Source organism: Clostridium sp. MF28 (assembly GCF_002969175.1).
GTDB classification, from domain to species: Bacteria; Bacillota; Clostridia; order Clostridiales; family Clostridiaceae; genus Clostridium; species Clostridium beijerinckii.
The window spans coordinates 1,248,660-1,273,663 of record NZ_CP014331.1 but is presented as its reverse complement, the minus strand read 5'-3'; the positions used below and the strand labels follow the sequence as shown (position 1 = coordinate 1,273,663).

The following is a 25,004-nucleotide window of genomic DNA, read 5'->3' as shown; positions in this document are numbered from 1 at the left end:
AATGAGTGAAATTAACAATAATAATATAAAGGTTGATAAGTTAAATAAAAGTGATTTAGAAAATGAAGTATCAAAGGAATTGGATAAAACGAAAAAGTGCGAAGATAGCATAATTATTGAAAAAAATATGGCAAATGTAGAGATAAAAGACCATATAGAAAAGCAAAGTGATGATACAGAAGCTTGTAATAATGAGGAAGTTCAACATGAAAATGAACAGCCAACATTAAATGTTCAAAAAGAGAGTAGTGAGAGTGAAGAAAAATCTTATTTGGATAAAAAAGAAGAAGTAGTAATTGATAATGAAATATTAAAAAGTGATGATGAAGTTCAAGTTGAAGATAAAGAAGAAATAAAATGTGAAGATAGTATATCTGATGAAAAGATTACGAATGAACAGCTGAAAAATGATATGGAAAATCAAAATGTGGATGTTGAAGTTTATAATAATCAGGAAGTCCAACTTGAAGATAAAAAGGAACAATCAATATTAAATGATCAAGAAGAAAGTAATGAGATTGAAAAAAAAGATTATTTGGATAAAAAAGAAGAAGTAGCATCTGATAATGAAATAGATAGGAAAAAAAATGAAGAGCCTAAAACAGAAGTAGTAATAGATGATGTTACAGAAAAAGTAAATGAAGAAGAATTAAACTCAAAGAATGGCTTAAACGAATATAAATATCAAATAGAGCAAGATGTTATTGCTTACGAAAGGAACCTGTTAAATTATAAGCAATGGGCTTTAGATGGAAAAGAATTGATATTAAACTCAAAGAAAGCTTTTCAAAAAATTGAGTTTATAGTTGAAAAATTTAATAAAGAAATGTCAGCTAAATTAGAACAATTAAGTGATGAGGATAAAAGGCTAGTTGAAAATAGAATAAAAGGCATTAATATGATTAATAAAATGAGCAAAAATGCTATAAATAATGGGACAAATAAACTATTAGAAAAGACAAATCAGGATTTTAATGATATAAGTATTATCAATGATATTAATGATAAAGATCAGGAAGAGATACGAAATATCTTAAATGAAAACTATAGCTGTATTACTCATATTGAATCAAAAAAGTCTAATTTAGTAGATACATATTTTAATTTTATAGAGGGAAGTTTACTTCCTATTTTGGACGGAATAGAATCTGGGATAAGCTTTGTTAAAAATTCGAATAAAGAAATTATTCAAAAAGAAATATTACCAGTTTATATAGAATTAAAGATGTATTTTGATGAATTATTATTAAGTATAAACGTAAAAAAAGTAGAAGTTGAGTTGAAAGAAAAAATAGATTTTTCTTATATTGAGGTTTTAGATATTGAGGATACGGAAGAAGAAGATTTAGATGAAACAATTGAAAGTGTTATTAGAAATGGTTACGAATATTTAAAAGATGTTTACGGAATAGGTCATAATCATATTATACGTCAAGCTCAAATTATAGCTTATAAATATAGTAAATAGGTGGGGAAAATAATGAAATATGATGCTCAAAATTCGCCAGTAATAGGCATTGATTTAGGAACAACTTATAGTTCGGTTGCAAGGTGGACAGGTAAAGATGCGGATGTTTATAGTCCAAAAGGTGAAAGATGTTTAAGATCAGTAGTTTATTATGATGAAAAAAATGATAAATATATATATGGAAACGCTGCTTTTATGAGTGGAATCTTGAATCCTGATAATGTAATTGTTGGAGTTAAGAGATTAATGGATGATAATAATATTAAAATTAAGTTAGGATCTAAGATACATTCACCAGTAGAAATATCATCAATGATATTGAAGAATATTTATGATAGCATACAAAATATGTTTCCAAGTGGAGTATATAATTCATCTGGAGTTGTGGTTACAGTACCATATTACTTTAAAGCACATCAATTTCAAAATACGGCAGAAGCAGCTAAATTAGCTGGATTAGATTTATTAGGAATAATTCAAGAGCCAATAGCAGCAGCATTTGCTTATGGTCTTCATCATTCAGAAACAGATAAGGTTAGAGATGAAAATATCTTAGTCTTTGATTTAGGTGGAGGAACGTTTGACTTAACAATTATTAATATAAAAGAAAATCAAGATGAACTTTTATTTAATGTAATTGGAATAGGAGGAGATGATCGGCTAGGTGGATTGGATTTTGATAAAGCATTTATGGATTACATAATACAAAAAGAAGGAATTGATTTTGAAAGTGTGCAGGTTGAAAAACTCAAAAAAGTCGGAAGACAAAAATTATTGGATACAGTAATAAAGAGTAAAGAAATACTAAGCTCTACAGATAGCACTTATATTGCAGTACCAGATGTAATTCCAGGAGTACATATAGATGCAGAGTATACAAGAGAAGATTTTGAAAAGGCAATTGAACTATATCTAGAAAAAATAAAAAGAATAACTAAAGAAACTATGATTAATGCAGGGGTTAAGGCTACGGATATCAACAAGGTAATAAAAGTTGGTGGATCAAGCAAAATTTCTATTATAGATGAAATAATTAAAGAAGAGTGTGGAGATGGCAAGACTTATTCAGATATAGATCCAAGTCTTTGTGTTGCTCAAGGAGCTGCTATATATGCAGCTTATCTATCAAAAAACTTAGATTTTAATAAAAATATTAAAATAGAAACAGCGGTAGCACATGCATTGGGAGTTGAAGATGCAGAAGGAAACTTTATTACATTAATTGAGCAAAATCAAAAGACTCCAGCGAAAGAAACTTTGACATTTACAACTGATGAAGATAATCAAACAGAAGTTGATGTAGAGGTTTATCAGGGGACCAAGGCTAAAGCTAGAGATAATGCACACGTAGGAACTGTTAGAGTTACAGGGTTAAAGCCATTTCCTAAGTACCAGCTTGAAATAATGATAACATTTGAAGTTGGAAGTTCACAGGAAGTTAAAGTAACCATTCAAGAGGCAATTAGTGGAATAAATAAGGTTGAAGTATTGAAATTAATATAATGCGTAATAGTTTCAATGGGAAAATTGTTAATAGATATTTATAAATAAGAAGGTGAAGAAAAATGTCTTTGATAGTCATTGCAGGAAGTTTAATATTAGGTACATCAGTATTTGGAATAATAAATAAAAAGTTGAAGTTTCTATCATTAAGTACTAAGAAGGTTGCTATGGTATGGGGAATTTGTTTTTTAGCGGCAATGATAGTTACAAGTATTGCTGTAAGTTTAATACATGGAGTTGTAAGTCTTATATTATTAGCAATAAAAATTGCACCAATAGTTTTAGCTATTTATGGGGTATATTATGTTAGAAAGAAGTTAAATAACAAAGGAGCTAATATAGAGTAGATATTGGGGATAATTAAAATCTATTTATAGTTTAAAAGATGAGTATCTTTTAAATCATTTAGTATATCATTTGCATTAGTGAAATTCTGCTCCTTTATATATTCTCTTAGTAATTCCTTTTACATGTTTCCCATAAAAATAACTCCTTCTTGTAATAAACTGTTATATCAATTATTGCCAAGAAGGAGTTCCTATTATTCAGTTTACACGAAATTTTTTACAGAGCTTATAAATTGTATATTAATGCTTTTTATATGCTAACTAGCACTATTCTATAAGAGTCAAAAATAAAATACACCATATAATAAATGCTTATATTACTTAGTTTTACTTAGATATAGGTTTATTTGCAATATGATTATAAAATTCAGATAGTGTCAACAGGTCATTCTAAAGTTATGATAGGTATTAAAAGTATTGAAATCCTAAATACATTGCAGCCAGATTATAATGCACTTTCTAAGTTAAGCGAGGTAATTAAATGTAATGGATATTATATTTTTACTACTGATTCAAAAGAAAGTGATATTTTAATACATGGAAGAATGTTTGCACCTTCAATAGGTATCAATGAAGATCCTGTTACTGGTAATGCAAATGGTCCATTAGGTGTATATCTTGTTCACCATAATCTTGTTAAGCATAATAATTCTTTATTTAGATTTAAAGCTAAACAAGGAGAGGCTATAAATAGGCCTGGTATCATTGAAGTTGAGGTAAAGATAGAAGACAATGAGCCTGTAGAAGCCAAAGTTTCAGGAAACGCCGTTATAATATTTAAATCAGAATTATTATTAAATGATTAAAAAAGTTTATTCTATAATAATCAAATTTTATGGCTGAGCCATTTTTGCAAAAATATTATTAATAAATTATATAAGCAGTCTAACAAAGAATCTGCAAGTTGAGAACATAGCTAAATTCTCAATTCAAAGTAGGCAATGATAATTTTAAAAGAATTTAATTAATTGGATAGTATGTGGAGCTATTAAAAGAGCTGTTATCGAAGTTCATTATAGATGGAGGAATTATATATGAAGATTGGTAAGTTCGTTAAAGCTAACAATTTAACTATTGATACTGTACGTCATTATATAAATATGACTTTGATAATACCTGAAAAACATGGAGGACAATATAACTTTGATGATAGATGCCAAAGTGATTTGGAAGATATACTATTACTTAAAGGGATGGGATTTTCATTAAGTGAAATTAAATCAATTTTCATGTTTAAAAGATTGGCAAAGCTTACAAAGTATGAGGAAAATGAATGTTTTAAATCATTTTTCGTAAACAAAGATAAAGAGATAGAAAATAAAATAAGAGAACTTAAATTAATGAAGCAAAAGCTTAAAACAAAACTAGAGTTGCTTTCAAATGTAGAAATTAAAGATAAATCTATTATAGGTATAGATTTGAAAGCTCTTGATCTTTTGAGATGCTTTAAATGTAAAAAGGATTTAAAGCTTCGTGAAGGAAATATAGCAAATAACCAAGTTATAAATGGGAAGTTGACTTGCTCTTGTGGAGAGGAATACATAATTGAAGATGGAATATTGAGAGTTTCTAATATAAAAATAGATTCAGATTTTAAGTTTGATTTTAATTACATCACAGATTATATAAATTCTACAGATACAATCTATCTTGATAATGTCTATCGTGGAATGGATTGGATTTACAAAAAGATTGATTTTCAAAATTTGCAACATAAAGTTTTGCTTGAATTAGGTTCAGGAATTGGATTTTTTCTAAGAAATGTTTATAGAAATCTACCCGATGATTCAATATACATTGCTGTTGATAATGATATAAATAAACATTTATTTTTAAAAAGTATATTGGAGAGTATAAATTTCAAGAAAAAAATATTATTTATTTGTTCTGATTTTGAGCAAATCCCTATAAAAGATAAATCTGCTGATATGCTTTTAGACATTTCGGGTACAAGCAATTACAGTTTTGATCATGAAGAGTTTTTATTGAATGTAGCTGATAGATATGTAAAGGATAGTTCAAATATAATAGGGACCTATATTTTATTCAAAAATTTTGCAGCAAACTGTTTAATTGAAGATAAATATCGGAAAAATTTTATTTTAAATAATATTAAAGAACAGATTTCAAAACTTGACTATAATATTTTTGAGGAAAATGTATCAAACTATATAGAAAAAGGTGGAAAATATGAAAGCTATTTTAGAGATGGAGAAAAAGTATATTCATATTTAATCTTTGGTAAAAGGTAGGGTTAACCCTATCTTTTATTTATTTTATCATTAAATTTTGTTAATTAATCTATTGATATGGTGATAACACTACTATTTAAAATTAAATTGAATTAAAAAAATAGATTATCATTAAGAGAAAGCGAGATTAACAATGTTAATAAAAGTTCTATCACTAAAAAATTTTTCGAGGAATAAAGAGTTATTAAATATAGGTTTATTTTCAATTGCAAGCTTTATATCTGTATTTGGAACATCTATATATAATTTTGCTATTAGTTTGTATGTATTAAATATTACTGGTTCGGGTCTAAATTTTGCCATGACTCTAGTAATAGGAGCATTATCTACTGTTATTGTAAATCCATTTGCTGGAGTGCTTGCTGATAAAATTAATAAGAAACTACTTGCAGTAATTACAGATACTTTAAATGGTATGCTATTGATTGTTCTATATATTCTAACAATTGGACATCCTTTGAGTTTATCTATGATTTATTTAAGTACATTTATATTGAATGTATTTTCTAATATATATGGGATAAGTATTGAAACTGCAAAACCAAATCTAGTATCAGAAAAAAAGCTTCTTCAAATAAATTCTATTAGTAAAATAATTGAATCCTCATCCTCTATACTTGGACCAATGATTGGTGGAATGATTTTCGCTTTATTAGATATAAGGCTTTTCATAATAATCAATAGCTTTTCTTTTGGGATATCCGCATTTCTTCAGTTATTCATGGATTTTCTATTTAATCACAACAATGAACAAAGGGAGGAAGAAAAAATTAATATTTTCACTGATATAATTCATGGAGTAACCTATTTAAGAAGTAAAAAAGATATAGTGAATATGTTTGGAATCTTTATTGTGTTAAATTTCTTCATAGGTCTTTCAATAAATGTACCAATGCCCTATATAGTAAATAATATTTTAAAATTGAGTTCTAATTTGTTTGGAATAATACAAGGTTTTTTCTCAATGGGAATGATTCTTGGTGCTCTTATAATAAGAAAAGCTCTGAATAAATTCTCGCATCAGAAAATCGTAAAATTAATGACTAATATATTATCAATTTGCATGATAGCAATAGGCCTCTCTGTTATAATGCAGTATAAAATCTATGATAATAATAACCTTTATGTAATATATTTTTGCTCAATAATGTTATTAACAGGCATAGCAATATCACTAATCGATATAGCTATATTTTATGAATTGCAACAAACTATTCCGGATGCCATTAGGGGGAGAGTACTTAGTATAGGAATCAGCATAGCAAAAATAACTTTACCTATTGCACTAATTATAGCAGGTAGTTTGATAAATCTTATACCAGCATATATTTTGCCTATAATAAGCGGTGTAGGGCTTTTGATTTTTACTATGCTATATGTTAAAAATGACTAATTTTATGTGATAAGAAAATGATATTAAATTTATCCGAGATTATGATGAGGATAAATGGAGATTAGCAGCAAGAACGATAACTATATTATTATATTTAAAGATTACGACTGAGTTATTCAAACAAGAATACAAAGATGCAAATTTTCTAAAGGATTCTATAAAGATATCCTTTAGAAATTGAATAATAGAATTTTATAAAATATGCTATAATTAAGTTACATAAAATGGCTGATTAGTTAATTATAGTATTAGTGTATTCAAATAAATAAATTAATTATGTAGAGAGGAAATTCTAAAATGTATATTGGGTGTAACTGGTCAAAAGCACTAAAATTTCTTATAGAGGAGAACTTGATAAGAGTAGACTATATTAAATCATTTGGATATGGAAATTTTAAAGAAGACTTCAAAACTATGCGTTCAATGCGACCAATTTTAGTACATGGTTTAGGCTATTATGAAAACACAGGAATGAATGATATAGAGAGGATTGATTTTAATTCTGCGAATAGTATCATAAGGAAATGTAATTCACCACATTATGGTCTTCATCTTGCTATAAGATCTAAGGATATGTTAACAGGTATGACAGAAGATGACATATATAAACGCATGTCTAATCAAATTCAGTTCTTTAAAAAGAGTTTATCAGTTCCATTATTACTTGAAAATTCTCCTGATACACCACATGACCGTAAAGTATTTGACCTTTATCCTTATGTAATGCCAGAACAGATTTATAATCTAGTTGTTGAAAATGATGTATCTTTCTTGCTTGATATAACCCATGCAAGGATTACAGCAAAATATCGAGGATGGGATGTTTATGAGTATATTGGAAGGTTACCACTTGATCATGTTGTAGAAATTCATACAAATGGTTCAGGTCATGATGAAAATGGTTTTCCAATGGATACACATCAGGCCATGGAAGAAGAGGACTACGAATTGTTAGAGTGGGTTCTTGATCGTACAAATCCGAAAATAGTTACATTGGAATTTAATGAAGTAGAAACAGAGGATTATAACAAAATCATTTATTCATTAGAAAAACAATTAAATCGAATATATGATATATGCAGTACGAGATAAGTAAAATTAATAAATAAGAATAAAAGTATAAGAGGTGTAAGAATAATTATTTCAAACCAAAGGAACGAGGCTTTAAATGAGTAAAAATGTATACGATGATTTATGGATAGATATTTTGAAAAATAATGGGATTTTCCTTAGTGAAAAAAACATAACTTTATTAAAGAAGATTTTTAAGCCAAAGCTATTAAAAAAAGATATGTTCTTTTTACAGGAAGGTGAGAAGTCTACTGAAATAGGAGTCGTTGTTAAGGGAGTTTTTCGTTCTTATTATATTGATAAAGCAGGCAAAGATACAACAAAATATTTTTACAAAGAGGGTGGGGGACTATTCTCATATGTAGCACATCTATCTCAAAAGGAATCTATGTATTATATACAAGCATTAGAAGATAGCGAAATTATTGTAGCTCAAATTTCTGATTTTGAAAAAATAGTTGAGGAAAACTATGAGCTACTTTTGTTTTACAAAAAGATGATTGATAATGTTCTTATTATGAAAGAAGAGCATGCAATTAGTTTTAAAGTATTAGATAGCATTGAACGTTATAAGCAGTTCCTCAATGCATATCCAGGATTAGAAAAGCGTATTAAACAATATAATATTGCTTCTTATTTAGGAATGACCCCTGTGTCACTTAGTAGATTAAGAAAAGATTTAAATATTAACAAATGATAATGCAGCTAACCTCCATGTGATTTATGATGTATATAAATTTTATTAATGGGGGTAATTTATATGAAAAATGAGACAGTTGTTTTAATTACAGGATGCTCAACGGGGATAGGACGAGAACTTTGCAGCATATTATCTGAGAGAGGATATATAGTTGTGGCAACAGCTAGAAATGTAGAAACTTTAAAAGATTTACCCGTATCATTAAAGCTATCACTAGATGTTACCCAAAAAGAATCTATTTCAGTTGCGATGGAGGAAGTGATAGCACGATTTAAGAAAATTGATATCCTTGTAAATAATGCAGGATACTCAACTAGAGGTGCTTTAGAAGAAATCGATGTAAGAAGTGCAAAAAGCATGTTTGACGTGAATGTATTTGGGATAATTAATATGATTCAGGTAGTTGTTCCGGAAATGCGTAAGAAACAATTTGGCAAAATTATAAATATCGGTTCAATTTCGGGGAAATTTGTTCAACCTATTAATGGTGCATATTGTGCATCTAAATATGCAGTTGAGGCAATAAGTGATGCATTGCGTTTAGAATTGCACAACAATAATATTCAAGCAACTGTAATAGAACCTGGACCAATAAAAACAAATTTTTTTAAAACTATGGCTAATAATTCAAATAATCTTATGACTAATCAAGATTCTTATTATTCAACTTTTTATGAAGCAGATGCTAAATATCGAAATGATCAAAATTTAACTGATCTTAAAGAAGCAGCGAAAACTATTGTTAATATAATTTCGAAAAGGAGACTTAAACCTCGTTATAAGGTTGCTGTTCCGCTTGCATATAATATAGCTATACACTTTCCTGACTTTGTAAGAGAATACTTTATGAAAAAGCGCTAGATTAATGAATAATTATAATTTATAGTAGCAGAATATGGAAGGGGATAAATCAATAATGACATTTTTAAAACAAGTAAAGCTCTATAGAGTAAAAATTACTGAACCTTGCGACAAGAAAAATATATTACAGAAAACATTGAATTTGAATTATACTCTCAATAATTCAGGGATATGTTATAGAGAGTTTAAAAGATTTTCTAAATAGAGTTCAGACTGCAGATATATTAATACCTTATAAGAGAATTGAAGGACATTATTGTAAAATTGATTAGCATTAATTTAGAGTGTTAAATAACCAATTTTTATAAATATGTATTTAAAAAAATATTAAAATATATTACAGAATTAGGTGAGAAGATATGGAATTAATAAATGGAAATTCTAATCAGATTGATAAAACAAGAGAAAGTATAAAAAAATTGATTGAAGATTATAAAATTGAACTTGAAGTTTTGAGTAGAATGATAAATGTGGATTATAACTGGCTAAAAGATTATATGGATGGAAAAAGAAATTTGCATGAGTTTTATGCTAATGCAATGGACTCTATTAAAAACAATAAAGAATTTGTGTGGAATCCAAAGTGTCCCGAGCCTTCATTATTATCAAATAAGATTTATATTCTATCTGAAGGGATACGTAGTATAAATGAAGATGACAGAGTCAAAGGAATAATAGATGTATTGATAATTGACGTTGGAATTAGATACGATACTTTAGCTATGTATGCAGGTATCAGCTTAGAAGATGTTAAGAATTTTATGAATGATACTAATTCTATTACATATGAAAATAAATATAAGTTAGCGGTAGCAAGCTTGTTTTTACATTTTTTGGTTAATGGAAACAAGTCAACTTTAGGCTAATTTATTAATAAATTTATTATGTGCTTATTACAAGATTTTAAAGCAAAAAAAGTATGCTTAATTAGGGGAGTACTTAATCTATATGATAACTCATGAGAAAGAAAAAGTCTATATTTTTGTTATCTTATACTCTATAATTTTCGTTGTTGCAACAAAATTATAATTAGATAGGAGAATAAATATGACAAAGAAAAAGATAGCTAATATTCCATTTGGACCATTTATCAGTGTTTTAGCAGGAGCTACTGTTAATGGAAAAACTAATTATGCTACAATTGGAGCATATGGAGTTGTAAGTCAAAAAAATGTACTTTATATATCGTTGAAAAACTCACATTATACAACAGCTGGAGTTTTAGAAAATGGATATTTTACAGTAAATATTCCTAAATCAGATGATGTTGAAAAAACTGATTATTGTGGAACTGTTTCTGGAAGCAAAGTAGATAAATCAAATGTTTTTGAATCTTTTTATGATTAAGCGGGAAATGCACCAATGATAAAGGAATGTTCAATAAATTATTTGTGTCAAGTGATACAAATAATTCCCATATTTGATTTTACAATGTTTCTTGGTGAGATTGTGGAAACATATGCAGAGGAAGATTGTTTGGAAAATGGAAGACCAAATGCCCTAAAAGTTAAACCAATAATATTAATGGATACAGGTTATTTTGCTTTAAATAATAGAGTTGGATCAATATTTAAAGCATGTGGAGGTAATATGTAATCTTGAAATGCAAAAAAGAGTAACAAACATATGGGGAATATGAATATTACTCTTTGTTTTATATATTTGGGGAAATATATATGAAAAAAAGTTTTTATTAAGTTTATAATTTTATTATAGTTATTTATTATGTCAGAATAATGTCAAATGTGAAGTATAAATTTATATTCCCCTACTATGTAGAACTTAATCAAAAGCGTTATCTTAGATTACATGTCCTCGTGTAAACACACAATTACCCATAAATGAGATTCTAGAAATAATACCGTATGAAAAAGTCAGTTTTAAATTAACTTTTATGAAAATATTACATTACCATCAGTAAAGATTATAATTGAAGAAGTGTATGTAAGTGGAGGTAAAACCTGTTGAGAAACTCGAGAATTTAATCTTAATAGAGCTTCCATAGTTTGATCTGAATCAATAACCATAACTATAGCTCTACTAGTAGATTCCCCAAGTTTTATAGTAATAGATGAATTGGCTGGTAAGCCTGTATCGCTCCAAGTGTAAATGCCTTGTTTAAATGTTTTAGGTGCGGCATATACACCTATAATATTAAAGAAAGTAGATATAAAGAAAAAAATTAAAAATATAGGAATAAATTTTTTCATTAGTTTAACCACCTTTAATGTTAAATTTTATATAATATATCATTTGTATTATGTGTATTTAAGGTTGAAATATTCAGCATATATATTAAACAAAAAATACCACTTGTAGAGGCATGTATGTATGTGATGATTAATTTAAAATTAAATAACACTAAAAAATAAAAAAATATATATCTAAAACAAACGCAAAAAAACAAGGAATATAGAAAGATTTATCGAATATATACCTATCATAGATTGAATTTACTGGAGGGTGTATATATGGAAAATAGACTTGAGGCATTTTTAGAGGTTATTCCTGAATTAAAGGAAATATTACAAGACGATATAGCAGTTGCTGTAGCAGATACTAAGAAATTTATATATTATCGTGATGGTGATTCCATTAACTTACCTATCAAAGTTGGACAAGAATTGAATCCTGAGGAACCATTATATAAAAGTATAAAAGGAGGTAAGGTACTAAGTGTGATAGTGCCAAAAGAATTATTTGGAGTATCATTTAAGGGGATTTCTTACCCTATTAAGGATTCAAGTGGAAATATTATTGGTGGAGTTGCAATAGGGAAAAGCTTAAATAAACAGTTTAAAGTAGAAGAAGTAGCAGAGAACATTTTTAGTTCACTGCAACAGACAAGCGCAAGTATTGAGGAAGTGGCTACTGATTCTCAAAGACTTTCATCTTCAATGAATAGTATTGTAAATGCAACACAAAAAACAGAAGAAAAAATAAAAGAAACGGATACGATATTAAATCTTATTACTAGTGTTTCTTCTCAATCTAATCTTCTAGCTTTAAATGCGGCTATTGAGGCTGCAAGGGCAGGTGAGGCAGGAAGAGGTTTTTCAGTTGTTGCAGGTGAAATGAGAAAACTTTCACAGATGAGCAGTGAATCGTCAAAAAAAGTATCACAATTGCTTCTTGAAATGAGAAATTCTATTGATGAAGTTATTAAGGAGATTAGTAATACAAACATGATAGCAGAATCACAAGCAGCAGCGACTGAAGAGATAACGGCTACTTTAGAAGAGATTACATCAAACTCTAAGGAACTGGTGGATATGTCAAAGGTAGTATGGTAAAGATGATTATGGCATTTACTTCAGATACATATAATTTTAGTAATTATCTTATTAGATTATTTAACAACCCTCATAAAATTTATTAGGAAAATTTAATAAGCTCATGGTATAAAATAAGCAGAAAATCGCATTGTTCAATAAAATATGAATATGCGATTTTTTTCTGCTCAATTTTAAAAAAGCATGTAGCTATGAAGTAGTATAAGTATATTATTCATGGTTGAAGAAAACTTTTGATTATTCATCACAAAGTTTTTTCTTTATGTTTATAAACTTCTTCTCCCCATTCGCCAAGATATTGTAAAGCAACTATGAGTTTTTGACTAAGTTCTGATAATTCATATTCTACTCTTGGTGGAATTTCATTGTATTGATGGCGAATAATCAGAGCATCTTCTTCAAGTTCTTTTAAGTTTTTTGAGAGCATAAGACTGGATATGCCATCAACTTTTCGCTGTAGTTCATTAAAGCGAAGAATTCCGTTTTGAGACATAATCCAAATTATTAATAGTTTCCATTTTCCGCTTATAATTTTTAAAGCATATTCTATAGAACAGTTTTCCATAAAAGCAACCTCCATTACTTATATAAATATTAGTAGCTAAACATTTTTTGCGTACTTGTTGATTTATATGTTACTTAATATAATAAAGTCAGTCAATAGATGATTGATTGACTTAAGAGAATTTTATATTTAAAAGGAGAGATAAGATATGTCAAAGGTAGTTATTTTTAAAGGCAGTCCAAGAAAGAATGGATATACTGCAAAATTATTAGAACAAGTTGCTAAAGGAGCTAAGTCTAAAGGTGCAGAAGTTATTGAATTTGATTTAAATGATTCTGGAATTCGTGGATGTCAAGGATGTATGTATTGCCGTACCCATGACGGTTGTGCAGTTAATGATTATTTGCAGCCAATGTATGAATATATTAAGGAAGCAGATGCTATCGTTTTTGGTTCTCCAATATATTATTATACAATTACAGGACAATCAAAAGTTTGGTTTGATCGTACATTCCCAATGATTGGGAATGATTATAAGGCAAAATATCCAGGGAAAAAGTTAATAACAATATTTACTCAAGGGAATCCTGATCCTAAGATAGGGGCGGAAGGCGTTAAATTTGCTAATAATATGTTAGAAGAATTAGGCTGGAAGTTAGAGGATAGCATTCATTACTGTGGAACTAGTCATAATCCTGATTTAGCAATGTTTGATGAGTTATCTTTAAGAGCATTTAAGGATGGAGAAAATTTAGCTTAATAAATTTATAATGCAATACCACTTGGACAGTATAACGAATAATACTGAATTTGAAAATTTGGAACTTAAAGACACACATAGTGTAATGTTAACTTGACATTAAATTTAAAGTGGAATATACTTTTATGTAAGGTAAACATGACAGGAGTGGTTCTTAATGAAAAATAAACTAAAAGAATTTCGTGAAGCTGTTGGATTAACGCAGGAACAATTGGGAGCTCTTGTAGGAGTATCAAGACAAGCAATAAACTCTATTGAAACAGAAAAATATGAGCCATCTATATGGCTAGCTTATGATATTTCTCAAATATTTCATTGTGCAATAGAGGAAGTGTTTCTTTTTGAACAAAGTGAAAGAAAATCAAGAGCACAATTAAGTAGAGGTGTAGTTTAAATGGCATTAAGGAAAATTAGATTATTTGGTGATGAAGTTTTAAGAAAGAAAAGTATAGAAGTTGAAGTGGTAGACGAAAAGATCAGGCAAATTCTAGATGATATGGCGGAAACCATGTATAATACAGAAAATGGAGGGGGCTTAGCGGCGCCGCAGATAGGAATACTTAAAAGGTTAGTTGTAATAGACATGGGACAAGGTCTGATAAAATTAGTCAATCCAAAGATTATCAAACAAGAAGGAAGTCAAGAAGTTATAGAAGGATGTTTAAGTAATCCACATGTATTTGGAAGATTATTAAGACCAGAAAAAGTTACAGTTCAAGCATTAGATGAAAATGGTAAAGAAATAATACTAACGGGTACAGGAGATTTAGCAAAATGTTTTTGTCATGAAATTGACCATTTAGAAGGTATTCTTTTTACCGATTTTGTTACTGAATATTTAAAATAGTATATTAAACTTTTTGTTACTGTATTATTTAATATATCATGCATTGTTAAATAAAAATGAAAATGTTAATTAATAATTTAATGCAATATTTATATAATCAAAAAATCATTAGGCAATGTCTAGTGATTTTTTGATGTCTAAATATAAGGAAAATCATTGATTTAGTAATATGAAGCAAAAGTGATGAAATTCAACTAAAGAATTAATAATATTCTTGTATTTATATATGTTACAAAAATAATTTTTATCATAATTATAAAAATATTGCAATAATTTTGGATGTGATTCTAAATTGTGGAATATGCAATGTTAATCATGATATAAATTAATATATTTTGCATTTACAGGAAAATATATAAAAAATGGTTGTATTTTACTTTTGGTAGTAGTAGTATCTAATTATAGTTCGTATATGGAACTATACTGAAATAGAACTATTATTATGGGAGTGATTTATGTGGAAGGTAATAATAAAAACATATTTAAGGAAAATTCGAAAATAAATTTTAATAGGACAGCTGAAGCTTACGATGAAAGCAGTGATGGAAAGTTTGTAGCCCCAATGTATGAGGAGATTGTTAGTAGGATAATAAGCGCAAATCCTAAAAAAATATTAGATGTTGGATGTGGGACAGGTAATGTATTAATAAAACTTAGCGCTAACTATAAGTTTGGTTTATATGGAGTAGATATCTCAGAAAATATGATTGGGATAGCTAAGAAAAATCTTGGGGATAAAGCGGAACTAAAAGTTGGTGATTCAGAGGATATACCTTGGGAGGATAATTCTTTTGATGTAATTGTATGTAATGCGTCCTTTCATCATTATCCAAGCCCAGAAAAAGTTTTATTAGAGATGAAAAGAGTATTAAAGAATTGTGGCTTATTAATTATAGGGGACCCAACGGCACCAGTAATTTGTAGACAATTTATAAATTTATATTGCAAGATATCTAATAATGGTGATTATAAAATATATTCTGAAAAAGAAATTAAGGCACTTTTAGTAAAATGCGGATTTGAGCCATTTGATTTTAAAAAGATTAATTATAAGAGTTTTGCAATTAGCGCTAAGATAAGAAAATAATCATTAATAGATTGGAGTGACAATATGGATAAAGATTGTAAAAAGCAAATAGATGAATTTAATATATTATGGCATCGTATGTTATTTGAATCAAGCTATAAAGATATTGAAGCTAAATATACTAGAATAAAAGGACTTAGTGATAATGAAATATCCATAATTAGAATTATTTCCGAGAAAGAAGAAGTTATTATTAGAGATATTTTAGAAATATTGAATATTCCTAAAAGTACATTGACTAACATGATCGATAGATTAGAAAAACGTAATCTTATAAGGAGATCTATTAGTAAAAGAGATAGAAGATCTTATAAATTAGAGCTTACGGAAGAAGGGAAAAAAGCGCAAGAGGAGCATATAAAATTTGAAGAAGAAGTTTATGGAAAGATAATGATTTCTTTAGATACTTATGAGGAGAGAGAAAATTTATTAAATATTATGAGAAAGATTGTTTGTAATATTTCTAGTAGATAATGAAAGTTAATAAAATATTGTAATTGAGTAATATGTAGATTTGACACAGTAAATTAAAAAAGTATTCTTTGAAAATTGAATAATGCGATGTTTACAAAATATGCTATAATTGATTGTGATAGTAAAATAGCAAACTAAATATTATGGAGGATTCATTATGGCAAAGTATGAAAATACTATTAGCGGTCAATTTGAGAAAGTACTTTATAGTTTAGAAAACGATATTGCTGGCAGTGGAATGACTATGAATTTAGTAGATAAAAGCAACTACACTTCTGGAGATACCAATGTAGCAGTTAGGGTATATGATAAATATTTTATGAGAAATGGCAACAGAGCAAGCTTAAGCCTTACAGTAGTAGGCAATGGTAGTAATATTTTTATTTCTGCAATTGGTTCTGGTGGAGGACAAGGTGTTATTTTTAACTTCAGTCTCGGTGCTGAAAGTGATATGGTGGCGATAGTAGAAAAAAGTGTAAACCGAATTGTAAACACTTATTAAGCTATTCGATCACAATCCTCGTAATAAAAATAAATAGCAGATTGAAATATCGTATTATTCATCTGAATTTGCGATATTTTTTGTACACAATACTAAAAATCAAAAAGAGCATTCCTAAATATATCCATTGTCTTGTGGAAAGCACAGCTGTTTTTAACATTGCATTATTCAAATGAGTAAGGCTGTATTTTCTTTGTATTACAGGTGGATTTTAATTTGGAAAACTGCATTTAGACTTAAAAGATAGAATTTCATTTTACAATTGAGGTTCTAGTTTTTAGATCAATCTCATTAGTGAAGTATTGTAATATATATTAATTATAATGCAATATATATTTGACATTGTGATTTATATATGTTACAACAATAATATAAGGAGGAATGCAGGTGAAAAATCTTAAAATGAAATCAGCAAGAGCCTCGATGGACTTATCTCAAGAACAGTTAGCAGATATAGTAGGCGTAACAAGGCAAACAATAGGAATGATAGAAGCTGGAAAATTTAATCCATCATTGCAATTATGTATCGCCATTTGCAAGGCACTCGGAAAAACATTAAATGATATTTTTTGGGAGGATGATGATAATGAATAAAAAAATTGATGAACGCCAACAGCAGGAATTCTATAAATGTGAGCATATGGCGTTTCGCATTATGTTTAGTGTATCAGTAATAGTGATTGTAATACAAATGTTATTTATGAAAGCTGCTTTTCAGCAAGTACTTGGTGAAACAGTCATACTTGCATGTGGGGGCATTTCGATGATTTGGAGTTGCTTGAAAAGTGGTCTATGGAGCTACAATAACAATGAACCTTCTGTAAAAAGTAATTTAATTTATAGTATTATATGCTCAGTTGTAGCTACGTTATTGTTTGCAATTATAATTTATACAAGGGCAGGAATCAAAGTGATGACCCCTACTATAATTGGTGGATTCTTTGGCGGAATTTTCATTCTTGGATTTATTGTTTTAACATTACTAGGACAGGTATCAAAGAATACAAAAAAGAAAATAGAAAATAAATATAAGGATATTTAAGTGATACTATAGATACCCAATGCAGAAGTTAGATTACGAATTAGCGCAGCTTAATTTCAAATATCTATGAAGATTCTAAGCTGTAGATTTCACCATTTTAGCATGATCAAACTTTTAGTATGACAAGCTAAAGTGGAACAATCTATAACTAAGAATCTTAGCAACTCATTTTTAAATGTTTTATCCACAAATATATTTATGATTTCTAGCTAAGTTAACCATTTATATAGGGTAAGTATGGAAATATGTCCACATAATAAGTCTAATTAATAATTTGGACATCTATAGTATTAGACAAGAATGAAGGTAAGATATATGGATATTGAAAAACTTATTAAGGAGCTTGGGAAATCCATTGGAAAGATTATTTGTAATAAAAAAGAAGAAAATAATGAGAAAATTGATATAGAGCAAATGAGTTCTATAGATATATTTAAAATAATTCTTAACAAAGTTGTTCACGAAGGAAATTATAATAAAGCGGAAGATTTAATATTTGATGAATTAGAAAAAAATAATTCACAAGAAGTTTATGAAATTGCAATTGACTTTTATAATTCACTCCTAAAAAAGAGTGATGAAATATTAAATCAAAGTAGCTTTCCAAGAGTGGAGATTTATCAGGGGTTAAAAGATATAGAAAAATTTAAAGTTAAATAAGTAGGTATTTGGGGAGGAATTTTTATGGTAGAAAGAGAAGAGATTCTTCCTGCATATCATATGAACAAAAAGCACTGGATTACAACTGCTTTGGACAGCCTATTTTCCAAGGAGGAAATATATAATTTAATTAGTTTAAGTTATGATTTGACAAAATAGAAGTTAATTATCAAAAATAATATAATGGTTGTAAAATCGCATCGTTCAAGAAAATTGAATTTGCGATTTTTTTTGTATAGTAAATTATAGACCTATAGAACGCTGAATATATGATTATATGAGGTAAGAGAATGTTTGTAAAAAAACATAACAGTATGATTTTTAGAAAGTATGTTACAATTAACTGGAAGATAAATGGAGATTTAGAGGTGTGAAAATGAAAGTTTTAATAATCGGTCTTGGTGTGATTGGGACAACTTATGGATATGTTTTTCAAAAAGAGGGACACAAGGTAGAGCATTTAATAAGAGACAGCAAAAAAGCATTTGTACCTGAAAATATAAATGTCAAGTTATTAGATGGAAGATTTAACAATAAAGGCGAAGAAAAAAATGATAATTATAAGATCCATATCGCAAATAAAAACAGTTCTTATGATTTTATATTAGTAAGTGTTCCAGCTGGAAAAATTGAAGGAGTAATAAGAACATTAAAAGAGAATGACATTAATGGTACTTTGATAATTTTCAACGGGATATGGGAAGATAAAAGTTATATTGAAAATTTATTCAAAGGATGGGAGTACATACTTGGTTATCCAGTAGCAGGTGGAAATATAAGTGATCATGAATTAAATTGCTGTATATTTGATCATATTATGCTTGAAAGCAAAGAAAAAACAAATATTAAAAATTATGAGAAGTTATTGGAATTATTATCTGATTGTCATATTAAAGCTGAAATACCTTTTGATATGCTCGAATGGATTTGGATTCATATGGCGATAAATGCAGCAGTTATAACAAACGCTGGAGAATATGGTGATATAAAAAATACGACTGAGGCAGCAGAAAAGTTGATGGATTCCTCTAAAATTTTATCAGAAACAATAGTAACTATAAGGGAAACTGTAAAAATAATTGCATCTAGAAATGTAAATCTAAAAAATTATAATAATGAATTATTTGCTTATAAAATGCCTTCAAAATTAGCAGGAATAGTTATGAAAAGAATGTTTAAAAATAATCAGCTGACTCGTAGAATTATGACACTTCATAATAATATAAATGATTTATTATATGTATGCAAGAATGTATATGACTGCGGTAAAAATAATCAAATAGATGCGCCGCTGTTTTCTAGAAAATACAATTTACTAGAAAAGAAGATAAATTGTTAAATTCAAGACCTAATCAATTCAATATAAAGAAGCGTATCAAATTTATTAAATTTCTTGTCTTATATGGCTTAATGCTTTCTCTTTTAAAGTCCCTACAATTTTATAAAGAATGAATTAAGTCATTTGAAAATTAATTCTCCAGCGTAACGAAAATCTACTATATCTTTGATTTATAGCTGATTCTAAGCAGAAAAATTTTTATTTTAAGTAATTTTATATAATAATTAACAGATGTATAAAATTGCTATAAATAAAAAGATTCAGGAAGCTAATAATAAAGTGAAATAAGCTTTAGATTTATGAGGCAAGTTACAAAGGAGGAAAACAAATTGAGAATTAAATCAAAACATATTTTATTTTTTTTGGCAAGTATATTTTTTATTCTAACTATATTTATAGACAATATAAATATTAATTCTAATTTATGTGATTTAGCATTCAATGAGGATGTTACTTTAAATGAAAAAATAAGTGGGCATAAGAAAAAAACAATTTATTTAACTTTTGATGATGGACCTAGTAGCAAAGTAACAAATGATGTTTTAGACGTATTAAAGGAAAATAAAGTAAATGCAACTTTTTTTCTAATCGGAAATCAAATTGAAGGAAAAGAAGATGTGGTAAAAAGAATTTATGATGAAGGAAACGGAATAGGACTTCATACATATACCCACAAAATAAGGAAAATTTATAGCAGTGAAGACGCATTTATAAAAGAAATGATTAAATGTCGAGATGAGATAAATAAGGCTATTGGAATTTCACCGAATATAATTAGATTTCCATGTGGAAGTCATAAACGATTGAACAAAAATTATTTAAAAAAACTGCATAATGAAGGATTTAAAATATATGATTGGGACTTAGATAATACTGATGGATTAAATTCAAAACTCTCACCAGATACTTTATATAGAAAAGCAATCAAAGGAAGTGAAAATCGCGAAAACATAATATTACTTTTGCATTGTACAGATATGCATAAGAATACATGCAAGGCTCTTCCTCAAATAATAAAATATTATAAATCTAAGGGATATGAATTTAAAGTTATTACGGAAGATACTCCAGAATTATATTTTCATATGAGAGGAAAATTATTTAAATAAAAATATATTTGCCTAAAAAATATAACATTAAAAAATAAAGGCAGCATGTTATTCATGAAGATTAAGCATGAGAAATCTAGAAAATAGTAAATACTAAATAAGAAAAATTATATAAATTAAGCCTAGAATGTAAATTCTAAGAACACCTATAGAAATATAGGTGTTTTTGTTGTAAACTTGTAATATATAGGAGAAAATTAGAAGGTTTTGTTTAATTACCTTAAAATGATTTATTAAAACAATAAAAAACGGGGAGGGGTTCTTTGAAGATTATAGTCAGACATGTACCTAATTTAATTACAATAGCAAGAATAATACTATCAGTATTATTTGTTCAAAATATAATTGAGCAATTTATATATGCGAAGGAAAGAAATGTGAATTTGAGCATTTTATTTTTATCAATATGTATTTCAGATTTATTAGATGGCAAAATTGCAAGAAAAACTAATTCAACTTCGCTAATAGGAGCAAAACTAGATGTATTTGCAGATTTGTTTTATATTATGATTTCATATATAGCGTTAATAAACATAAAAATTTTGCCTATATGGTATTTTGGATTCGTATGTTTGAAATTCATTGAATTTATAATAACGTCAAAGCATATCAAAAATATTAAAAAGTCGGACAAGTCCTTTGTTTTCGATAGAGCGGGTAGATTAGTTTCGGCTACATTTCTAGTAATTCCAGGCATTGTATGTATATATGGATATATTGGGGCTAATAGTGCAATAATTACAATAGATTATATTATATATATAACATTTATAATTGGCGTTTATTCTTCTTATTCAAGAATAAAACTTTGCTTTATGGAAAATAAACTTATATAAATATACAGAGTTAAGAAAGGATGATAAGTATGAGGAGTATATCGGGAAAATTAGTTATATTTATCAGTATGATAATAACATGGGTATTATGGTTATTTGTTGAACCTATAAGAGAAATATCTACAATGAGTGGATATTCTCAGTTAATAGCTGCATTTGCATTGGTAGCATTTGCATTTATTAATTTCATTTCAACTAGACACAAAATTTTAGATGTCTTATTTGATGGACTAGATAAATCATATATTTATCATAAGTATCTAAGTATTTGTGCGTTAGTTTTGGCTGTTGTTCATAATATAACAATAAGCATTGGGAAAAAAATTGAAAGGGCAAATGGAATAAAAATTCCTAAAGATCCTTATGCTATGTATGGGACTTTTAGTATGTATATATTTATAATACTTATATTAATCGCCCTTGTGGCTAAAAAATTAAATTATGAGAAGTGGAAAACAATTCATAAATTTATGATTATTCCTTATGCATTTGGAATTTATCACTATTATGGAAGTGCAACTTATGCTGTCTTTTCATTGGAACCTTTCTGTATATGGCTAGATCTTATAAACATCATAGGTATAATATCTGCAATTTATAGTGTATTCATTTATGAAAAAATTTCGTTTAAGTATAAATATAGAGTGAAAAAACTAGATATAGTAGCTAATGGTACTTTAGAGATTACAGGTGATTCTATTGGAAAAGAAATAAAATTCAAACCTGGGCAATTTGCTTTTTTGAAGATTTTAGATAATGAAAATGGGTTTGTTTCACATCCATTTACAATAAGTGATGCACCTAAGAATGGAGAATTGCAATTCACTATTAAAGCATTAGGAGATCATACAAAGGAGCTGTTAAATACACTTAAGGTTGGAGATGAATTTGTTGTTTCAGGACCTCATGGTAAATTTAATTATAAAACTGGTGTCAAGAATCAAATATGGATTGCAGGAGGAATTGGAATAACACCTTTTAGGAGCTTTGCTCAATCAGGTGTAGGGGAAGAATTTTCGGTAGATCTTTTTTATGCATACAATAATGAAGCTGAAGGAGCATATAAAGAAGAATTGCAACTATTAAACAGTAATAATTTAAGAGTGCACTTATTTAATTCAAAAGAAAAGGGATTTTTATCAGTAAACGAAATATCTAAATTTGTGAATACAAAAGATAGTGTTGATGTTTATTTTTGTGGGCCAGCTCCAATGAGAGAAAATTTAAAAAAGCAATTTAAAGATAGCAATTTTAATATCATAAATTTTAATTATGAGCATTTTCAATTTAAATAGATATAAATTTTTTTGAATTTAATATTTATTGATATAACTTGTAGTTGAGTCATTTCTTAAATGATGTAATTAGTTTCTAGAAAAACTATTATATCATAAAGAAATGGCTTATTTATTTTTCGTAAACTTTGTTTGTACAATAACTTACTAAAGATAAAAAATTTGTCGCGCTTGTTAAATTAGCTGGTGCTATTTTTAGATAGAAAAAATTCTAATGAGTTTATTGCTTTATTAATTAAGTTGTTTTTAAAAAAATATAATTTAAAATAAACAACGAGTGATAAATTAGGATAATTATTGAAAAAATAGGATTAAATTATGAAAAGAAAAAAGGTATATATCAATATTTGTAGAATAAATTATGGTAAGTAATAAAAGTTGCTAGTACATATACGATTAACATAGGGGGGGATTTTTATGGGAAAAAAGATTCTTTTTGTGGATGATGAAATTCAAATACTAAAAGCGTTTAAAAGACTTTTTATGGATACGGACTATGAGATAAGCGTGGCTGAGAGCGGTTTAGAAGCTTTGGATATTCTTGGAAATCAAGAAGTAGATTTAATTGTTAGTGATATGAGAATGCCAAATATGAATGGGTATGAACTACTAAGTATAGTCAAAAATAGATTTCCAGACATAATTCGCATAATTTTAAGCGGTTTTGCAGAGGAAAGAATCATACTAGATTCATTGCAAAAAAACATAGCAAAAGTTTATATTTTAAAACCTTGGGAAAATAATATTTTTATTGAGACTATAGATAACATATTTAAAGTAGAAAATATGCTAAAGGACAACATTAATGTTTTAAAATTGGTAAAGAGTGCTGATGAATTACCTACAATTAAAGAGTCTTATCAAAAAATTATTGATGAAATAGAATGTAATGCCGAAATATATGAAATAGTTGAAGCAATAGAATCCGATAATTCTATTGCAATAAAAATACTTCATGTTATAAATTCATCTCATTACGGAGTGAAGACAGGTTCAATTAAAAGAGCTGTCGCATACCTTGGGCTAGATAATATTAAAAATATAGTCATTTCATCTGCATTTATAGATAGTCTAGGATTTGATTCTAAGGGGAAAGAAAAATTGAAAATGTTGTGGAAGCAATCCTTTATTGCCAATAGGATTGTGAGTTTTATTTATAATGAATTTCTCAATAAGAAAATTCCAGAAACCGAAATGAATGCTGGATTATTGAGTAACATTGGGATGGCATTTATGATGTATCATTTTCAAGATAAATATAGCGAAATAATCGATGAAGTTAAGAATCACCATACTGCTATAGTAGAATTTGAAAAAAAATGTTTTGGGACAAACCATCAAGAAATAGGAGGGTATCTTTTAAGATGGTGGGATATACCATTTCCTATTGTTGAATCAGCAATATATCATCATGAACCTTTTCATGAAAATGTTATTAATAAGCAAATTGTATATGTAGTCCACATTGCAGGAAAATATGCTTGGGACATATTAAAAGAAACTAGCTTAATGGATTTGGACGAAAAAGTATTTTTGGAACTTGGGATAGATAAAGATATATTCGAAAAGAGGCTTGGGGAAGTGGCGGAATTAAATGGACTATTTGATGAGTAGTTTCATTTCAAAATAATTTATTTAGAGATATTATAGGGGGATTTGA

Annotated in this window: 27 protein-coding genes and 2 pseudogenes; 27 read left to right on the top strand and 2 right to left on the bottom strand. The window is 27.8% G+C overall.

Going from position 1 to position 25,004, the window contains the following annotated elements; all coding sequences use genetic code 11:
• The first annotated feature begins 1 nt into the window (after window position 1).
• From AXY43_RS05615 to AXY43_RS05560, 11 genes and pseudogenes are all read left to right on the top strand, one after another.
• Window positions 2–1,468 carry a hypothetical protein gene (locus AXY43_RS05615; RefSeq protein WP_105411176.1) on the top strand — a complete coding sequence of 489 codons (1,467 nt, stop codon included), beginning with the start codon at window positions 2–4 and terminating at the stop codon, window positions 1,466–1,468.
• A 12-nt stretch (window positions 1,469–1,480) separates the two neighbouring features.
• Window positions 1,481–2,971 (top strand): Hsp70 family protein, encoded by a 1,491-nt coding sequence (locus AXY43_RS05610; protein WP_105411175.1) that lies wholly within the window; start codon window positions 1,481–1,483, stop codon window positions 2,969–2,971.
• A gap of 62 nt (window positions 2,972–3,033) precedes the next feature.
• Complete coding sequence (locus AXY43_RS05605; protein ID WP_105411174.1) at window positions 3,034–3,318, top strand: hypothetical protein; 285 nt, start codon at window positions 3,034–3,036, stop codon at window positions 3,316–3,318.
• Between the two features lie 356 nt (window positions 3,319–3,674).
• A pseudogene (locus tag AXY43_RS05600) lies at window positions 3,675–4,124 on the top strand (PhzF family phenazine biosynthesis isomerase); the annotation flags it as partial.
• Window positions 4,125–4,352: 228 nt separating this feature from the next.
• Window positions 4,353–5,570: a MerR family transcriptional regulator gene (locus AXY43_RS05595; protein ID WP_105411173.1), complete on the top strand. Its 1,218-nt coding sequence runs from the start codon at window positions 4,353–4,355 to the stop codon at window positions 5,568–5,570.
• A 133-nt stretch (window positions 5,571–5,703) separates the two neighbouring features.
• Entirely contained in the window at window positions 5,704–6,963 is a 1,260-nt protein-coding gene (locus tag AXY43_RS05590; protein WP_105411172.1) for an MFS transporter, read from the top strand.
• 297 nt (window positions 6,964–7,260) lie between these two features.
• Window positions 7,261–8,055: a multinuclear nonheme iron-dependent oxidase gene (locus AXY43_RS05585; protein WP_077869297.1), complete on the top strand. Its 795-nt coding sequence runs from the start codon at window positions 7,261–7,263 to the stop codon at window positions 8,053–8,055.
• 76 nt (window positions 8,056–8,131) lie between these two features.
• Window positions 8,132–8,731, top strand: coding sequence for a Crp/Fnr family transcriptional regulator (locus AXY43_RS05580; RefSeq protein WP_105411171.1), 600 nt, complete (start codon window positions 8,132–8,134; stop codon window positions 8,729–8,731).
• Between the two features lie 63 nt (window positions 8,732–8,794).
• Entirely contained in the window at window positions 8,795–9,595 is an 801-nt protein-coding gene (locus AXY43_RS05575; RefSeq protein WP_105411170.1) for an SDR family oxidoreductase, read from the top strand.
• Window positions 9,596–9,954: 359 nt separating this feature from the next.
• Window positions 9,955–10,461, top strand: coding sequence for an HTH domain-containing protein (locus AXY43_RS05565; RefSeq protein ID WP_105411169.1), 507 nt, complete (start codon window positions 9,955–9,957; stop codon window positions 10,459–10,461).
• Window positions 10,462–10,642: 181 nt separating this feature from the next.
• Window positions 10,643–11,191: pseudogene (locus AXY43_RS05560) on the top strand (flavin reductase family protein).
• 296 nt (window positions 11,192–11,487) lie between these two features.
• Here AXY43_RS05560 and AXY43_RS05555 read toward each other — a convergent pair.
• Window positions 11,488–11,805: a hypothetical protein gene (locus AXY43_RS05555; protein ID WP_105411168.1), complete on the bottom strand. Its 318-nt coding sequence runs from the start codon at window positions 11,803–11,805 to the stop codon at window positions 11,488–11,490.
• A gap of 261 nt (window positions 11,806–12,066) precedes the next feature.
• Here AXY43_RS05555 and AXY43_RS05550 point away from each other — a divergent pair, with 261 nt between their 5' ends.
• A complete protein-coding gene (locus AXY43_RS05550; RefSeq protein ID WP_012059660.1) occupies window positions 12,067–12,888 on the top strand; it encodes a methyl-accepting chemotaxis protein in 822 nt (273 codons plus the stop codon).
• Between the two features lie 244 nt (window positions 12,889–13,132).
• Here AXY43_RS05550 and AXY43_RS05545 read toward each other — a convergent pair whose 3' ends face one another.
• Entirely contained in the window at window positions 13,133–13,453 is a 321-nt protein-coding gene (locus tag AXY43_RS05545) for a winged helix-turn-helix transcriptional regulator (protein WP_105411167.1), read from the bottom strand.
• 148 nt (window positions 13,454–13,601) lie between these two features.
• Here AXY43_RS05545 and AXY43_RS05540 point away from each other — a divergent pair, with 148 nt between their 5' ends.
• From AXY43_RS05540 to AXY43_RS05470, 15 genes are all read left to right on the top strand, one after another.
• Window positions 13,602–14,153 (top strand): flavodoxin family protein, encoded by a 552-nt coding sequence (locus tag AXY43_RS05540; protein WP_105411166.1) that lies wholly within the window; start codon window positions 13,602–13,604, stop codon window positions 14,151–14,153.
• A gap of 157 nt (window positions 14,154–14,310) precedes the next feature.
• Complete coding sequence (locus AXY43_RS05535; RefSeq protein WP_012059657.1) at window positions 14,311–14,547, top strand: helix-turn-helix transcriptional regulator; 237 nt, start codon at window positions 14,311–14,313, stop codon at window positions 14,545–14,547.
• Window positions 14,548–15,000: a peptide deformylase gene (def, locus tag AXY43_RS05530; protein WP_039769109.1), complete on the top strand. Its 453-nt coding sequence runs from the start codon at window positions 14,548–14,550 to the stop codon at window positions 14,998–15,000.
• Window positions 15,001–15,457: 457 nt separating this feature from the next.
• The gene (locus AXY43_RS05525) at window positions 15,458–16,087 is read left to right on the top strand and encodes a class I SAM-dependent methyltransferase (RefSeq protein ID WP_105411165.1); all 630 of its coding nucleotides are present in this window, start codon (window positions 15,458–15,460) and stop codon (window positions 16,085–16,087) included.
• Window positions 16,088–16,111: 24 nt separating this feature from the next.
• Window positions 16,112–16,561 carry a MarR family winged helix-turn-helix transcriptional regulator gene (locus AXY43_RS05520; protein WP_105411164.1) on the top strand — a complete coding sequence of 150 codons (450 nt, stop codon included), beginning with the start codon at window positions 16,112–16,114 and terminating at the stop codon, window positions 16,559–16,561.
• Window positions 16,562–16,718: 157 nt separating this feature from the next.
• Window positions 16,719–17,063 carry a DUF6054 family protein gene (locus tag AXY43_RS05515; protein ID WP_105411163.1) on the top strand — a complete coding sequence of 115 codons (345 nt, stop codon included), beginning with the start codon at window positions 16,719–16,721 and terminating at the stop codon, window positions 17,061–17,063.
• A gap of 387 nt (window positions 17,064–17,450) precedes the next feature.
• Window positions 17,451–17,657 (top strand): helix-turn-helix transcriptional regulator, encoded by a 207-nt coding sequence (locus AXY43_RS05510; protein WP_012059653.1) that lies wholly within the window; start codon window positions 17,451–17,453, stop codon window positions 17,655–17,657.
• Window positions 17,650–18,105: a DUF6773 family protein gene (locus AXY43_RS05505; RefSeq protein WP_041898265.1), complete on the top strand. Its 456-nt coding sequence runs from the start codon at window positions 17,650–17,652 to the stop codon at window positions 18,103–18,105. The genes AXY43_RS05510 and AXY43_RS05505 overlap by 8 nt, the downstream gene beginning before the upstream one ends.
• Window positions 18,106–18,420: 315 nt before the next feature.
• Window positions 18,421–18,765: a DUF6483 family protein gene (locus AXY43_RS05500; protein ID WP_105411162.1), complete on the top strand. Its 345-nt coding sequence runs from the start codon at window positions 18,421–18,423 to the stop codon at window positions 18,763–18,765.
• Between the two features lie 24 nt (window positions 18,766–18,789).
• Complete coding sequence (locus AXY43_RS05495; protein WP_242986126.1) at window positions 18,790–18,924, top strand: MmcQ/YjbR family DNA-binding protein; 135 nt, start codon at window positions 18,790–18,792, stop codon at window positions 18,922–18,924.
• A 217-nt stretch (window positions 18,925–19,141) separates the two neighbouring features.
• Window positions 19,142–20,104 carry a ketopantoate reductase family protein gene (locus tag AXY43_RS05490; protein WP_105411161.1) on the top strand — a complete coding sequence of 321 codons (963 nt, stop codon included), beginning with the start codon at window positions 19,142–19,144 and terminating at the stop codon, window positions 20,102–20,104.
• Between the two features lie 329 nt (window positions 20,105–20,433).
• Window positions 20,434–21,213: a polysaccharide deacetylase family protein gene (locus AXY43_RS05485; protein WP_105411160.1), complete on the top strand. Its 780-nt coding sequence runs from the start codon at window positions 20,434–20,436 to the stop codon at window positions 21,211–21,213.
• A 263-nt stretch (window positions 21,214–21,476) separates the two neighbouring features.
• Window positions 21,477–22,049 (top strand): CDP-alcohol phosphatidyltransferase family protein, encoded by a 573-nt coding sequence (locus tag AXY43_RS05480; RefSeq protein ID WP_105411159.1) that lies wholly within the window; start codon window positions 21,477–21,479, stop codon window positions 22,047–22,049.
• Between the two features lie 29 nt (window positions 22,050–22,078).
• Window positions 22,079–23,344 carry a ferredoxin reductase family protein gene (locus AXY43_RS05475; protein ID WP_061114909.1) on the top strand — a complete coding sequence of 422 codons (1,266 nt, stop codon included), beginning with the start codon at window positions 22,079–22,081 and terminating at the stop codon, window positions 23,342–23,344.
• Window positions 23,345–23,761: 417 nt separating this feature from the next.
• A complete protein-coding gene (locus AXY43_RS05470; protein ID WP_039769124.1) occupies window positions 23,762–24,958 on the top strand; it encodes an HDOD domain-containing protein in 1,197 nt (398 codons plus the stop codon).
• The last annotated feature ends 46 nt before the right edge of the window (window positions 24,959–25,004 follow it).

What these genes read in the sequence shown, in the direction of transcription:
- AXY43_RS05615 (WP_105411176.1), top strand. Translation starts at nt 2, where the DNA reads ATGAGTGAAATTAACAATAATAATATAAAGGTTGATAAGTTAAATAAA.
- AXY43_RS05610 (WP_105411175.1), top strand. Translation starts at nt 1,481, where the DNA reads ATGAAATATGATGCTCAAAATTCGCCAGTAATAGGCATTGATTTAGGA.
- AXY43_RS05605 (WP_105411174.1), top strand. Translation starts at nt 3,034, where the DNA reads ATGTCTTTGATAGTCATTGCAGGAAGTTTAATATTAGGTACATCAGTA.
- AXY43_RS05595 (WP_105411173.1), top strand. Translation starts at nt 4,353, where the DNA reads ATGAAGATTGGTAAGTTCGTTAAAGCTAACAATTTAACTATTGATACT.
- AXY43_RS05590 (WP_105411172.1), top strand. Translation starts at nt 5,704, where the DNA reads ATGTTAATAAAAGTTCTATCACTAAAAAATTTTTCGAGGAATAAAGAG.
- AXY43_RS05585 (WP_077869297.1), top strand. Translation starts at nt 7,261, where the DNA reads ATGTATATTGGGTGTAACTGGTCAAAAGCACTAAAATTTCTTATAGAG.
- AXY43_RS05580 (WP_105411171.1), top strand. Translation starts at nt 8,132, where the DNA reads ATGAGTAAAAATGTATACGATGATTTATGGATAGATATTTTGAAAAAT.
- AXY43_RS05575 (WP_105411170.1), top strand. Translation starts at nt 8,795, where the DNA reads ATGAAAAATGAGACAGTTGTTTTAATTACAGGATGCTCAACGGGGATA.
- AXY43_RS05565 (WP_105411169.1), top strand. Translation starts at nt 9,955, where the DNA reads ATGGAATTAATAAATGGAAATTCTAATCAGATTGATAAAACAAGAGAA.
- AXY43_RS05555 (WP_105411168.1), bottom strand. Translation starts at nt 11,805, where the DNA reads ATGAAAAAATTTATTCCTATATTTTTAATTTTTTTCTTTATATCTACT.
- AXY43_RS05550 (WP_012059660.1), top strand. Translation starts at nt 12,067, where the DNA reads ATGGAAAATAGACTTGAGGCATTTTTAGAGGTTATTCCTGAATTAAAG.
- AXY43_RS05545 (WP_105411167.1), bottom strand. Translation starts at nt 13,453, where the DNA reads ATGGAAAACTGTTCTATAGAATATGCTTTAAAAATTATAAGCGGAAAA.
- AXY43_RS05540 (WP_105411166.1), top strand. Translation starts at nt 13,602, where the DNA reads ATGTCAAAGGTAGTTATTTTTAAAGGCAGTCCAAGAAAGAATGGATAT.
- AXY43_RS05535 (WP_012059657.1), top strand. Translation starts at nt 14,311, where the DNA reads ATGAAAAATAAACTAAAAGAATTTCGTGAAGCTGTTGGATTAACGCAG.
- def (WP_039769109.1), top strand. Translation starts at nt 14,548, where the DNA reads ATGGCATTAAGGAAAATTAGATTATTTGGTGATGAAGTTTTAAGAAAG.
- AXY43_RS05520 (WP_105411164.1), top strand. Translation starts at nt 16,112, where the DNA reads ATGGATAAAGATTGTAAAAAGCAAATAGATGAATTTAATATATTATGG.
- AXY43_RS05515 (WP_105411163.1), top strand. Translation starts at nt 16,719, where the DNA reads ATGGCAAAGTATGAAAATACTATTAGCGGTCAATTTGAGAAAGTACTT.
- AXY43_RS05505 (WP_041898265.1), top strand. Translation starts at nt 17,650, where the DNA reads ATGAATAAAAAAATTGATGAACGCCAACAGCAGGAATTCTATAAATGT.
- AXY43_RS05500 (WP_105411162.1), top strand. Translation starts at nt 18,421, where the DNA reads ATGGATATTGAAAAACTTATTAAGGAGCTTGGGAAATCCATTGGAAAG.
- AXY43_RS05495 (WP_242986126.1), top strand. Translation starts at nt 18,790, where the DNA reads ATGGTAGAAAGAGAAGAGATTCTTCCTGCATATCATATGAACAAAAAG.
- AXY43_RS05490 (WP_105411161.1), top strand. Translation starts at nt 19,142, where the DNA reads ATGAAAGTTTTAATAATCGGTCTTGGTGTGATTGGGACAACTTATGGA.
- AXY43_RS05475 (WP_061114909.1), top strand. Translation starts at nt 22,079, where the DNA reads ATGAGGAGTATATCGGGAAAATTAGTTATATTTATCAGTATGATAATA.
- AXY43_RS05470 (WP_039769124.1), top strand. Translation starts at nt 23,762, where the DNA reads ATGGGAAAAAAGATTCTTTTTGTGGATGATGAAATTCAAATACTAAAA.